This is a genomic window from Tabrizicola sp. (genome assembly GCF_030373185.1).
GTDB lineage: Bacteria > Pseudomonadota > Alphaproteobacteria > Rhodobacterales > Rhodobacteraceae > Tabrizicola.
Map to the genome: position 1 here is coordinate 577739 of NZ_JAUCZH010000001.1, position 12993 is coordinate 590731.

Sequence of the window (12993 nt, forward strand, 5' to 3'; positions counted from 1 at the left end):
GGCCTGCGGTATCAGACCGCGGCGCGCAGGATCATGCCGAACAGGTCGCGCGGGTCATCGGGGTCGGCGATCATGTCGAGGTTGTCGTAAAGTCCTGTCGCCTGCGACTGGGCAAGAATGTAGCGCAACGCCGCGAAATCCTCGATCGCAAAGCCGACCGAGTCAAACAGCGTCACCTCTGCGGCTGAGCTGCGGCCCGGGGTCTTGCCGGTGATGACTTGCCAAAGCTCGGTGACGGGGTGGTCGGGGGCAAGTTGCTGGATTTCGCCCTCGATCCGCGTCTGGGGCGGGTATTCAACGAAGATCGAAGACCGCAGCAGGATGTCGCCGTGCAGTTCGGTCTTGCCGGGGCAATCGCCGCCCACGCCGTTGATATGGACGCCCGCGCCCAGCATGTTGTCGGTCAGGATGGTGGCGTTGGTCTTGTCGGCGGTGACGGTGGTGATGATCTGCGCGCCAAGAATGGCCTCTTCGGCGGTTGAGCAGGCGATCACGCGCAGGCCGGAACCGGCCAGGTTCCTTTCGCATTTGGCGGTGGCTGCGGGGTCAAGGTCGTAAAGCCGCACCTCGGACAGCCCGCAAATCGCCTTGAACGCCAGCGCCTGAAATTCCGCCTGCGCGCCGTTGCCGATCAGCGCCATGGTGGTGGAGCCTTTGGGGGCAAGCCACCTGGCCGCCATCGCGCTGGTCGCGGCGGTGCGCAGGGCGGTCAGGATGGTCATTTCCGACAGTAGCACCGGATATCCGGTCGCCACATCGGCAAGAAGTCCAAAGGCGGTAACGGTTTGCAGGCCTTGCTTCATGTTGGCGGGATGGCCGTTCACATATTTGAACCCGTAGGTGACACCGTCAGAAGCCGGCATCAGCTCGATCACGCCGACATCGGAATGCGAGGCGATTCGGGGTGTCTTGTCGAACAGCGGCCAGCGACGGAAATCGGCCTCGATCTCGGCGGCAAGGTCTGTCAGGACGCGTTCGATGCCAAGGTGCAGGACAAGCTGCATCATCTTGTCCACGGATACGAACGGCACAAGGTTGAGGGTCATCTTGCCACCCATCACTTGGACCGCGTCGGGCGGTCGAAGACCTTCTTGCCCATCAGCGAGCCGACAAGGTCAACCATCAGCCGGGCGGTCATGCCCCGGTCATCAAGAAACGGGTTCAGTTCGACCAGATCAAGCGAAGTGACAAGACCTGATTCGTGCAAAAGCTCCATCACCAGATGGGCTTCGCGGAAGGTGGTGCCGCCGGGAACCGTGGTGCCGACGGCGGGGGCGATGGCGGGGTCAAGGAAATCGACATCAAGCGAGACGTGCAGCATGCCCGCCTCGTCCCGACATTTCTTCAGGAAGGCGCGCAGGGGGGCGACGATGCCGTGTTCGTCGATCACCCGCATGTCATTGACCTGAATGTCACATTCCAGCATCGCGGCCTGTTCCGCCGGATCGACCGACCGGATGCCGAACATGCAGATCCGCGCGGCAGGAACCGGGGCCGGGAAGGGGGGAAAAGTGTCAAACCCCTCGCGCCCGGCGATATAGGCCAGGGGCGTACCATGAAGATTGCCCGAGGTGGTCGTCAGGGGTGTGTGAAAGTCGGAATGGGCATCCAGCCACAAAAGGAAGAGTGGCCGACCCTGCCGCGCGGCAAAGGCTGCTGCTGCGGCTGCAGAGCCAAGCGCCAGCGAATGATCACCGCCCATGATGATCGGAAAGCCACCTTCAGACAGGGCGTCATCGACACGGTCCATCAGGATTTCCGTCCAGCCGACCGTTTCGGCCAGCGAATGCACGACAGGGTTGGCGCAAGCCACATCGCGCAAGGGGGGAAGGGCCAGATCGCCCCAATCTTCAACCCCGTGGCCCTCGGCGGCGATTTCGCGGGCAAGCCCCGCCACGCGGTAGGCGGCCGGACCCATCAGGCAACCGGGGCGCTGTTGCCCGCTGTCGATGGGCGCGCCGATCAGGATTGTCTTGGGCATGGGGACCTCGTTTGCTTTGACCGGGTGTAGCGGGCTCAGGCTGCCGGTGGCAACGCACAATTGAACCGGTTTGACCGGGCTTGTCTGGCAGAATGACGGTGAACGCGGCGGAAGGGCGCAGGGTATTTCAACCTGAGCCCGGGACGCCTATCATAAGGTCAAAGAGGGAGCGGGTCATGATCATCGAGCTTGGGCATTTCGCGCTGATACTGGCGCTGATGGTTGCCGTCGTGCAATCCACCCTGCCGCTTTGGGGTGCGCATCGCGGGGATGCTCGGCTGATGGCCTTGGCGGAACCGGCGGCGCTGGTGCAACTGGTGTTGGTGGCGGCGTCCTTCGGGGTGCTGACCTGGGCCTTTGTCGCGTCGGATTTCTCGCTGGCGGTGGTGGTGTCGAATTCGCATACCGCCAAGCCCTTGCTTTACAAGATATCCGGGGTCTGGGGAAACCATGAGGGATCGCTCTTGCTTTGGGTGCTGATCCTTGCGCTTTACGGGGCGGCGGTGGCGGCGTTCGGGGGCAATCTGCCAACCCGACTACGGGCGCGGGTTCTGGCGGTGCAGGGGATGATCGGGGTGGCGTTCCTCTTGTTCCTGCTTTTGACCTCGAACCCGTTCTGGCGTCTGCTTGCCCCGCCGCTGGATGGCCAAGACCTGAACCCCCTGCTGCAAGACCCCGGCCTCGCCTTCCACCCGCCGTTTCTTTACCTTGGCTATGTCGGCCTGAGCATGGCCTACAGTTTCGCCGTCGCCGCCCTGATCGAGGGCCGGGTCGATGCCGCATGGGGCCGCTGGGTGCGGCCATGGACGCTTGCGGCGTGGATATTCCTGACCATCGGCATCGCGCTGGGATCTTGGTGGGCGTATTACGAGCTTGGCTGGGGCGGGTTCTGGTTCTGGGATCCGGTGGAAAATGCCAGCTTCATGCCGTGGCTGTTGGCGATCGCCCTGCTGCATTCCGCCATCGTCGTCGAAAAGCGCGAAAGTCTGAAGGCCTGGACCGTTCTTCTGGCGATCATGGCCTTCGGGTTCAGCCTGATCGGCACCTTCATCGTGCGGTCGGGGGTGATCACCTCGGTGCATGCCTTTGCCAATGACCCCGAACGCGGGGTGTTCATCCTGTTGATCCTTGGGGTGTTCACCGGCGGGGCGCTGATCCTGTTTGCCCTGCGCGCCGGGGCGATGGAGGCGAAGGGCCTCTTCGCCATGGTCAGCCGCGAAAGCGCGCTGGTGGCGAATAATGTGCTGTTGGCGGTCTCGGCCTTTGTGGTGTTTATCGGGACAATCTGGCCCTTGATTGCGGAACTGTTGCTTGATCGGACGCTTAGCGTGGGTGAGCCGTTCTTCAACGCCGCATTCACCCCCTTTGTGGTGGCGCTGGCGCTGATCCTGCCGCCGGGCGCGATGCTGGCGTGGAAGCGCGGCACGCTGGCGCGGTCGTTCAAGGCGCTGGTGCCAGCGTTGATCCTGTCGCTGTCCCTGGGGGCCCTGGGCTTTGCGATTCAGACCGGGCAGACGGCGCTTGGCCCCATCGGGCTGGCTCTTGGGGCCTGGGTGGTGTTCGGCGCGCTGACTGATATCTGGGCGCGCACCGGACGCGAAGGGATCGGCGCGCGTGGCAGCCGCTTGCTGCGATTGCCCCGGGCCGACTGGGGCAAGGCCACATCACATGCCGGACTTGGGATCACGATCTTTGCCGTCTCGGCGCTGACGGCGTGGAAGATCGAGGATATCCGCGTGGTCCAGATTGGCGAGACCTTTCCGCTGGGCGGTTATGAAGTGCGGCTTGACGCGGTCGATGAGGTGGAGGGGCCGAACTACCAATCCACCATGGCGCAGATGACCGTCACCCGTGACGGCGCGCTGGTGACGGTGCTTTCCCCCGAGAAGCGGTTCTATCCAGTGGCCGCGATGCCCACGACGGAAGCCGCAATCGATTATGGCTTCCTGCGCGATATATATCTGGTGCTGGGGGATCGGCAGCAGTCGGGTGGCTGGGCGGTGCGCAGCTATATCGAGCCATTCGCCAACTGGCTTTGGGGCGGGTGTCTTCTGATGGCGTTCGGCGGGTTTCTCAGCCTCAGCGACCGGCGCTACCGGGTAGCTGCCGGGGCGCGGAAGGTTCCGGCCGGAGTGCCGGCGGAATGAAGCGCCTTGTCCTTGCGCTCCTTCTGCTGGCCAGCCCGGTGCATGCGGTCCAGCCCGACGAAATTCTGGCCGACCCGGTGCTGGAGGCCCGCGCCCGCGACATCAGCCGCGAAATCCGCTGCCCGGTCTGTCAGGGCGAATCGATCGACGATTCCAACGCGCCGATCAGCCGTGACCTGCGGATCATCATCCGCGAAAGGCTGGTCGCCGGTGATACCGACCGTGAGGTGGTGGATTACGTCGTGGACCGCTATGGCGAGTTCGTGCTGTTCAACCCGCGACCCGAAGGATCGACCCTGATCCTCTGGTTTGCCGGTCCGGCACTGTTTCTGGCCGCAATAGCGGTGGCGGTGGCCGCTCAGCGGCGGCGGGCGCCACCCGAGGTGAAGCTGACCGAAGCCGAAGAGGCGCGCTTGCGCGAAATCCTGAAAGAGTGACGCGGCGTCCGGCTTTGGCTTTGCCCGCTAGGCTTGCGGTGAAACGGGGGGACCAGCATGGACGGACAGTGGATCACGGTGACCAAGGTCGAAGGCGTGACGACGATCACCCTGAACCGGCCCGAGGTGATGAACGCGCTGAACCGGGGCTTGCGGCTGGACCTGACCGCAGCCCTGCGCGAAGGCCACCATGGCCGGGTGATCGTGCTGACCGGGGCAGGGCGGGCGTTTTGTTCCGGGCAGGATCTGGCGGATGCTCAGTCACTGGATACGGTTGATTTCGAAGCGGTGCTGAATGACGAATACGTCCCGATGATCCGTGCGATCACCGAGGCTCCGGTGCCGGTGATTGCGGCGGTCAACGGCGTTGCGGCGGGGGCGGGGGCCAATCTTGCCCTTGCCTGCGATCTGGTGATTGCCGCGCAAAGCGCCAGCTTCATTCAGGCCTTTGCCCGCATCGGGCTGATCCCGGATGCAGGCGGCACCAGTTTCCTGCCGCAGCGCGTGGGGTTGCAGCGCGCGATGGGGGCAGCCTTGCTCGCGGAACCAGTCAGCGCGGATAAGGCCGCAGCTTGGGGCATGATCTGGGAAGCGGTCCCGGACGACCGCTTCGCCGCCGTGGTGGGCGCACGGGCGGCGCAATTGGCCAAGGGGCCGACCGGGGCATACGCCGCGCTTAAACAGGCCTTGCGCGGGGCCTTTCATCAGGATCTGGAGATGCAGTTGCAGCTGGAGGCTCGCCTGCAAGGCATCTGCGGTGCCAGCGATGATTTCCGCGAAGGCGTGGCGGCGTTCCTGCAAAAACGCGCGCCGGCCTTCTCTGGATCGTAGGTCGGGATTCACCCCGACACTGCGCCGGTTGTCGGGGTGAACCCCGACCTACGCCCCGCGTGACAGGGCGGCAACGCCGGTGCGGGCGATTTCCGCGAGGCCAAGCGGGCGCATGAGGTCAGCGAAAGCGTCGATCTTTTCCGGGGTGCCGGTCATCTCGAACACGAAGCTTTCCAGCGTCGAGTCCACCACATTGGCGCGAAAGATCTCGGCCAGTTGGAGTGCCTCGACCCGTGCAGCACCAGTGCCGGCCACCTTGAGCAAGGCCAGTTCACGCTGCACGGCGGGGCCTTCGGCGGTCAGGTCATGCACGTCATAGACCGGCACCATCCGGCGCAGCTGCGCCTCGATCTGGTCGATCACGGCGGGGGTGCCGCGGGTGACGATGGTGATGCGGCTGCGGTGGCCGGTATGGTCCACCTCGGCCACGGTCAGGCTGTCGATGTTGTAACCGCGGCCCGAGAACAGCCCGATGACGCGCGCCAGCACGCCGGGTTCATTTTCCACGATCACCGCAAGGGTGTGGCTTTCCTCCAACTGGACATGGCTGTCCCGCAGGTCATACGCCGAATGGCTGGATGAGCCTTTCTTGATGTTCAGTGCTGACATGCGTTCCCCCGACTGTCCTGAGATTTTTCCTGCCGTGCCTTGATCATGCAAGGGCATGCAGGGGTTCCAGATTGATGTGACTTTGCTGTCATGGCTCACGCAGGCCTTGCAAGATTGCGCCGCGCTGCGACCAGTTGCGACAGGCACAAGCCAAGACTGACGACCAGCAATGGTGTAATAATGACAGCACCCAGCAGACGTTGATCGACAAGCTCGGCAAAGTTGTTCAACGCCTGCAGACTGCCACCCATCCAGATCATGCCCAAAAGCAGCAGATGACCGGGTGCCGTCCCAAGGATGCCGGCGCGCAGAAGAAACAGCGCAATCGCCGCCATCAGCGCCGCCTCGTAATACCACAGATAGGGCGCCGAAAGCAGCATCGCTGCCAGTAGCCCCGCGGCCTTTGCATCGAACCCGATCCGCTCGGATCGCCAAAGGGCAAAGACGGCGAGGGCCGCCAAGCCCAGAATGACCCACTGCAACTTGAGAGCCAGCGCCGGGGCCATGCCAAGCAGCGCCAGAAGATAGACCGGGCTGATTACAAGGAACAGGTCCACCAGCGAATAGACCATCCGTGACCCCTGTTCGGTGACGGTCGCGACCAGCAGCGGCCAGTAATCAACGCCGTAGACCAGCGTCGGAAGCAGTGCCAGCACCACAGTGGTGGCAATAGCTACAAGGATCGTCCGCCACGCCCCCATGGCCAGAAGCGCCACGGGAAGCAGCACACCCAGTTGCGGTTTCAGTGTCAGTAGGCCGATGAAGAGGCCTGCCAGAACCCAGCGCTCGGCCCGAAGGGCTGCAAGCGCGGCAAGCAGGCCAGCCATCCAGAACAGGCTGTTTTGCCCCAGCATGAATGCCGGATAGTAAGCTGGGGCCAACGTCATCGCGATCCAGATGGGCGCGACCCCGGCAACGAAGGGTCGGACGGCCAGCACCATTGCCAGCAACGAAAGACCCGTCCAGACCAGATATGCGACGGAAAAGGTCAATGTGCCGAATGGTGTTATCAGCAAAAGATAGCCCGGCGGATAGAGCCACGGCATCCAGGAGTCCGGATTTGTCGCATGGGCTGCCGCAAGCCGCGCGGTGTCATGTACGGCCAGAGGGTCACCTTCCATGGCAAGCCTGGCTGCGGCCCAGAACACCCGGAAATCGATGCTCATCGCCAGAACATCGGGCTTTGCCGTCAGGATGAACGATGTTGCCAGCATGATCCCGACAAAGCTGAGCCCGGCAACCGCCGCCAGAACGGCGAACAGCATACCGGCACGGCCCGCAAACGGTGCAAGCCGGGCGTCAGCCGCAAGGATTGCCTGACGGTCCTGCATCGGTCAGACGAGAACCGCGCCCTTGGCACCGATCACGCCTTGGGTATCCGCATCGCCAAGCAGCATCTCGTTGTGCGGCTTGCCCGAAGGGATCATCGGGAAGCAGTTCTCGTGCTTCTCGACAAGGCAGTCAAAGATCACCGGGCCGTCATAACGCAGCATCTCCATGATCGCATCGTCAAGATCCTTGGGATCCTTGCACTGGATGCCCTTGCAACCAAAGGCCTCGGCCAGCTTGACGAAATCGGGCAGGCTTTCCGACCAAGACGACGAATAACGTTCGCCATGCAGAAGCTCTTGCCACTGACGCACCATGCCAAGGCGTTCGTTGTTCAAGATGAACTGCTTGGCCGGCGCGCGGAATTGCACCGCTGTTCCCATTTCCTGCATGTTCATCAGCCATGACGCCTCACCGGCGACGTTGATGACTAGCGCTTCGGGGTGGGCGATCTGCACGCCGATCGAGGCGGGCAGGCCGTAACCCATGGTTCCCAGACCGCCCGAGGTCATCCAGCGGTTCGGATCCTCGAAGTTCAGGTACTGCGCGGCCCACATCTGGTGCTGGCCGACTTCGGTGCAGATGTAGCGGTCCATGCCACGGGTCAGCGCTTCAAGCCGTTCCAGCGCATACTGCGGTTTGATCGTGGTGGTCGAAGGCTTGTAGGACAGGCACTTGACCGCGCGCCATTCCCCGATCTGCTTCCACCACTTTGCCACGCCGTCAGCCCGGGTACGACTGCCGCGCGCCCGCCACTGGCGCAGCACTTCTTCCAGCACCTTGGTCACGTCGCCCACGATCGGCACCTCGACCGGGATCACCTTGTTGATCGAGGACGGGTCGATGTCGATATGCGCCTTGCGTGAGTTCGGGCTGAAATCCTTGATCCGGCCGGTGATCCGGTCATCAAAGCGCGCGCCGATGTTGATCATCACATCGCAGCCGTGCATCGCAAGGTTGGCCTCGTAAAGCCCGTGCATCCCCAGCATCCCCAGCCAGTTCTTGCCCGAGGCAGGATATGACCCAAGGCCCATCAGCGTCGAGGTGACCGGGAAGTTCGTTTCGGCCGCAAGCTCACGCAACAACTGGCTGGCGCGCGGGCCAGAGTTCACCACGCCACCACCGGTATAAAGGATCGGACGCTCGGCCTTTTCCATCAGTTCCACCAGACGGGCGATCTGGGCCGGGTCACCTTCGGTGCGAGGCTGGTAATGGGTGGGTTTGATCTTGTCGGCGGGCGTGTAATCGGCGGTGGCGAACTGCACGTCCTTCGGGATGTCGATCAGCACCGGACCGGGGCGGCCGTGGGTGGCGACATGGAACGCCTGATGGATGGTTTCCGACAGCTTGGCGGTGTCCTTCACCAGCCAGTTCATCTTGGTGCAAGGGCGGGTGATGCCCACCGTATCGGCCTCCTGGAACCCGTCGGTGCCGATCATGAAGGTCGGAACCTGCCCGGTCAGCACGACCAGCGGGATCGAATCCATCAAGGCGTCGGTCAGACCCGTCACCGCGTTCGTCGCACCGGGGCCGGATGTGACCAGCACCACGCCCGGCTTGCCGGTGGACCGGGCATAGCCTTCGGCCATGTGAACCGCGCCCTGTTCATGGCGCACAAGGATGTGGCGAATGTCGTTTTGCTGAAAGATCTCGTCATAGATCGGAAGCACCGCCCCGCCGGGATAGCCGAAGACCACCTCGACCCCCTGTTCCTTCAGGGCCTCGATCACCATTTTCGCACCGGTCATCTGCTTCGACATCGTGTCTCACTCCATTCGTCGCGCAACAAAAAGCCCCCGGGGTTGGTACCGAGGGCGCATGGATGCCTGTTATGGCTGCCTTTATCGGCCCATGCGCCTGATCCCAACCGATACGAGAATGCCGGACATGGCCGCCCCCATTTGGTGCTTCGCGGCGGACACTAGGCGGGCGCTGCGGGGGCGTCAACCGCAAAAAGGCACCTAAAGTGTCGCAGGGAGTCGATATTTTGAACGATTGTTGCCGCTGATACCCCTGAATGCGCAACTTCCGCAAATCTGCACGGGATTGCAGGGGCTATGTGCGGGGATGAGTCGGCATTTGCCTTCTCTTTGGCGGTCCAGCGTGGAATAGACCAGCCTGAACGGCCGCGCTGGAAGCGGCCAGATGGGGAAAGATAATGAAGCTCTACTTCACGCCGGGGGTCTGTTCGCTGGCCTCGCATATCACGCTTTTCGAATCCGGTGCCGCTTTCACCGCCGAGAAGGTGAACCTCAAGGACAAGGTGACCGAAACCGGTGCCGATTTCCGCAAGATCAGCCCGCGCGGCGCGGTTCCGGTGCTTGACCTTGGGGGTGGCGAGGTGCTGACCGAAGGGGTCGCGATCATGCAGCATGTCATGGACAGCACAAAACCGGGTGCGTTGCCTGCCGCCGGAACACTGGGCCGGGCGCGTCTGCAAGAGGCGCTGAACTACGTCTCGACCGAGGTTCACAAGTCCTATTCCCCGATGTTCCGCGGTCTGGATGACGCAGCCAAGGCCGCACAGTTGCAGCTTCTGGAAGCGCGGCTTCAGGTGATCGAGGACCGGCTGGCCGATGGTCGCGACTGGCTGACCGGCGATGCCTTTACACCTGCGGACGCCTATTTCTTTACCGTGACCAACTGGTCACAAAGGTTTGGCCATGATCTGGCGAAGTTCCCGGCGATTGTGGCGCTGCGCGACCGTGTGGCCGCGCGCCCGGCGGTGCAGGCCGCGATGCGCGCCGAAGGGATGATCTGACAGGGCAGGGCTTTCGACAAGGTTCCGGGCCAGTGGCCCGGAACCGGGGCAGGGTTCAGCCCATGAACCACAGATAGCCGCCATAAGACGCCAGCAGCACCGCCCCCGCGATCCTTGGCAGGCCGCCCAGCACGAAGGCGATCACCGTCAGCGCGACCGAGGCACCGGCCACCCAGAACATGTCGATGCTTGCAAAGCGCGCCTCAGCCGGGATCGGCGCGATCAGCGCTGTGATGCCAAGGATCGAGAAGATGTTGAAGATGTTCGATCCGACGATGTTGCCTACGGCGATTTCCGTCTGACGCCGGATGGCGGCGATGGCGCTGGTTGCAAGTTCGGGCAGCGAGGTGCCGACCGCAACGATGGTCAGGCCGATCACCGCCTCGCTGATCCCGTAGGTGCGGGCGATGGCGGATGCGCTGTCCACCAGCAGCTGTGCGCCGATCACCAGGATGACCAGGCCCGCCAGCGTTTCGGCCCATGGGCGCCAGGCTGGGCCAGAGGTTTCGGGAACTTCTTCGTCGAGTGGGGTCTTGCCGGTCAGGAAGGCGGTTGCCAGAAACACCACAAGCCCGACAAACAGAAGCCCGCCTTCAAGCCGCGATACGATTCCGTCGGTCAGCATGATCCAGATGGCCGCAGTGGCGAGAAGCATGAAGCCAAGATCGCGCCAAAGCCTGCGCGCTGGAATGATCAGCGGCGCGATCAGTGCAGAAATGCCGAGGATCAGAAGGATGTTGCTGAGGTTCGATCCCAGCACATTGCCGATGGCGATGCCGGGCTGGTCGTTCAGTGCGGCCTTGATCGACACCATCAGTTCGGGTGCCGAGGTGCCAAAGCCGACTATGGTCAGGCCGATCACCAACGGCGAAAGGTTGAAGGTCCGGGCAATCCCCGTGGCACCGCGCACAAGATACTCACCGCCAAAGAAAAGCCCGGCAAGGCCGAGCGTGAAAAGAAGATAGGTCAAGATGGCTCCCCGGGCTTTGTTCTGGGGGAGGTTTGGTCGCGGCCGTCACATTGCAAGGGGTCAACTGCTGAAATCGGGTCACTCTGCGCGGGAAGCCGGGACCGCAGCGTCAGGTGTTGCGTCAGTGTAACACACCGCATTCAGCTTGTTGCCGTCAGGGTCGCGAACATAGCCTGCATAAAAGCGGGGGCCGTACTGTGGCCGCAGGCCCGGCGTGCCCGCGTCGCTGCCGCCATGGGCAAGGGCCGCCGCATGGAAGGCATCCACCGCCGCGGGGCTTTCGGCCAGAAACGAGACCATCGTGCCATTCCCCGGGGTTGCCGGTTCCCCGTCGAATGGCTGGGTGATCCACAAATGCGGGCCGGGATCGTCCAGCCCCCATGCGGCCGAGCGGTCTTCGGGGTCGTAATCCTCGACGCGGGTATGGCCAAGCGGCGCCAACACCGCGTCATAGAACCGCATCGCGCGGGCCAGATCGCGGGTGCCAAGCGAGACATAGCTGAACATGGGGCGTCCTTCGTGTTAGGTGATTCTCATGCTAGGGTGTTTGGCCGCCCCAATGCCATGCAGTCGTTTACGACATGATGGCTGAAAAATGCGACTGATAGCGCGAACATGCCCGATCAAGCAGAGGTTGCAGGTTTCTGGTAATATTTTATGACCAAAATCATGCCCGTTGGTGCAGTTTTGGGTTCTCATGTGACGCAACCTTCTTTAGGTTGAACGGCGCAGAAGTGCCTGGCACGGGTCGTCACGAACCCGGGGGGCCGTTAGTGGAGGAGTACTGCATGGATCGTCGCTCATTCTTGACCAAGGCTTCCGTTGGAGGCGTAGCTGCTGCCGGTGCGGCGGCATTGGCCGCCCCGGCCATTGCGCAGGACGCACCGACCGTGACCTGGCGGGTCACCTCGTCCTTCCCGAAGTCGCTGGACACCATCTTTGGTGCCGCCGAGACGATGTCGAAATATGTCTCGGAAGCCACGGGTGGCAAATTCACCCTTCAGGTGTTCCCTGCGGGTGAACTGGTCCCCGGTCTGGAAGCGGCCGATGCGGTGTCGGCCGGAACGGTCGAAGCCTGCCACACGGCCAGCTACTACTACTGGGGCAAAGACCCGACCTATGCGCTGGGAACGACCGTTCCCTTCGGCCTGAACTATCGTCAGATGAATGCATGGCTCTACTACGGTGGCGGCATCGACCTGATGAACGAGTTCTTCAATACCCAGAACCTGCATTACATGCCCTGTGGCAACACCGGTGCGCAGATGGGTGGCTGGTATCGCAAGGAGATCAACTCGCTTGCCGATCTTCAGGGCTTGAAGATGCGGATCGGCGGCTTTGCCGGCAAGGTGATCGAGAAGCTTGGGGTCGTGCCGCAGCAGATCGCCGGTGGCGACATCTATCCGTCGCTGGAAAAAGGCACGATCGATGCGGCCGAATGGGTTGGCCCCTATGATGACGAAAAGCTCGGCTTCCAGAAGGTCGCGCCCTACTACTACTATCCCGGCTGGTGGGAAGGTGGCCCGACGCTGTCGACCATGGTCAACCTGTCGAAGTGGAACGAACTGCCGGAAGCATACCAGGCCGTGCTGAGCTCGGCTTGCGAGGCGGCCAATTCCAACATGATGGCCAGCTACGACTGGAAGAACCCGATCGCGCTGCGGTCTCTGGTGGCCAACGGGGCGCAGCTTCGGCCCTTCCCGCAGGACGTGATGGTTGCCGCCTTTGAGGCAGCCGAGTCGACCTATGCCGAAATCAGTGCCACGAACCCGGCCTTCAAGAAGATCTGGGAAAGCCAGAAGGCCTTCCTTGCTGATGCCTATCTCTGGGCGCAGATCTCGGAATACAACTACGACGTCTTCATGATGACCCAGCAGCAGGCTGGCAAACTCTGACAACTGCCGCAAGGTGACGGAAAAGGCCCCGGG

At 62.8% G+C, this 12993-nt stretch carries 12 protein-coding genes; 5 read left to right on the forward strand and 7 right to left on the reverse strand.

Annotated elements, in window-relative coordinates:
- Nucleotides 1-11: 11 nt before the first annotated feature.
- Together QUV21_RS02770 and rocF are read right to left on the reverse strand one after the other, a co-directional pair.
- Nucleotides 12-1046, reverse strand: coding sequence for an ornithine cyclodeaminase (locus QUV21_RS02770; protein WP_300853015.1), 1035 nt, complete (start codon nt 1044-1046; stop codon nt 12-14).
- Between the two features lie 11 nt (nt 1047-1057).
- Nucleotides 1058-1981: an arginase gene (gene rocF, locus QUV21_RS02775; RefSeq protein ID WP_300853016.1), complete on the reverse strand. Its 924-nt coding sequence runs from the start codon at nt 1979-1981 to the stop codon at nt 1058-1060.
- Between the two features lie 176 nt (nt 1982-2157).
- On the opposite strand from rocF, the gene QUV21_RS02780 reads away from it, so the two are divergent.
- From QUV21_RS02780 to QUV21_RS02790, 3 genes are read left to right on the forward strand one after another with little or no spacing between them, the layout of a single operon-like run.
- A complete protein-coding gene (locus QUV21_RS02780; RefSeq protein WP_300853017.1) occupies nt 2158-4128 on the forward strand; it encodes a heme lyase CcmF/NrfE family subunit in 1971 nt (656 codons plus the stop codon).
- Nucleotides 4125-4565 (forward strand): cytochrome c-type biogenesis protein, encoded by a 441-nt coding sequence (locus QUV21_RS02785; RefSeq protein WP_300853018.1) that lies wholly within the window; start codon nt 4125-4127, stop codon nt 4563-4565. Before QUV21_RS02780 ends, QUV21_RS02785 begins: the two co-directional genes overlap by 4 nt.
- A 57-nt stretch (nt 4566-4622) precedes the next feature.
- The gene (locus QUV21_RS02790; RefSeq protein WP_300853019.1) at nt 4623-5396 is read left to right on the forward strand and encodes an enoyl-CoA hydratase-related protein; all 774 of its coding nucleotides are present in this window, start codon (nt 4623-4625) and stop codon (nt 5394-5396) included.
- Between the two features lie 48 nt (nt 5397-5444).
- Here the strand turns inward: QUV21_RS02790 and ilvN are convergent, their stop codons facing one another.
- The 3 genes from ilvN to QUV21_RS02805 form a co-directional block, all read right to left on the reverse strand.
- On the reverse strand, nt 5445-6005 hold the full coding sequence (ilvN, locus tag QUV21_RS02795; RefSeq protein ID WP_300853020.1) for an acetolactate synthase small subunit: 561 nt from the start codon (nt 6003-6005) through the stop codon (nt 5445-5447).
- A 95-nt stretch (nt 6006-6100) separates the two neighbouring features.
- Nucleotides 6101-7336 carry a glycosyltransferase family 87 protein gene (locus QUV21_RS02800; RefSeq protein WP_300853021.1) on the reverse strand — a complete coding sequence of 412 codons (1236 nt, stop codon included), beginning with the start codon at nt 7334-7336 and terminating at the stop codon, nt 6101-6103.
- Nucleotides 7337-7339: 3 nt separating this feature from the next.
- Nucleotides 7340-9094, reverse strand: a complete 1755-nt coding sequence (locus QUV21_RS02805) for an acetolactate synthase 3 large subunit (protein WP_300853022.1) — start codon at nt 9092-9094, stop codon at nt 7340-7342.
- Between the two features lie 398 nt (nt 9095-9492).
- Here QUV21_RS02805 and QUV21_RS02810 point away from each other — a divergent pair, with 398 nt between their 5' ends.
- A complete protein-coding gene (locus QUV21_RS02810; protein WP_300853023.1) occupies nt 9493-10095 on the forward strand; it encodes a glutathione binding-like protein in 603 nt (200 codons plus the stop codon).
- A gap of 55 nt (nt 10096-10150) precedes the next feature.
- Here QUV21_RS02810 and QUV21_RS02815 read toward each other — a convergent pair whose 3' ends face one another.
- Together QUV21_RS02815 and QUV21_RS02820 are read right to left on the reverse strand one after the other, a co-directional pair.
- Nucleotides 10151-11065 carry a calcium/sodium antiporter gene (locus QUV21_RS02815; protein WP_300853024.1) on the reverse strand — a complete coding sequence of 305 codons (915 nt, stop codon included), beginning with the start codon at nt 11063-11065 and terminating at the stop codon, nt 10151-10153.
- Nucleotides 11066-11143: 78 nt separating this feature from the next.
- A complete protein-coding gene (locus QUV21_RS02820; RefSeq protein WP_300853025.1) occupies nt 11144-11572 on the reverse strand; it encodes a VOC family protein in 429 nt (142 codons plus the stop codon).
- A gap of 281 nt (nt 11573-11853) precedes the next feature.
- Between QUV21_RS02820 and QUV21_RS02825 the strand changes: the two genes are divergently transcribed.
- A complete protein-coding gene (locus QUV21_RS02825) occupies nt 11854-12960 on the forward strand; it encodes a TRAP transporter substrate-binding protein (protein WP_300853026.1) in 1107 nt (368 codons plus the stop codon).
- Nucleotides 12961-12993: the final 33 nt, after the last annotated feature.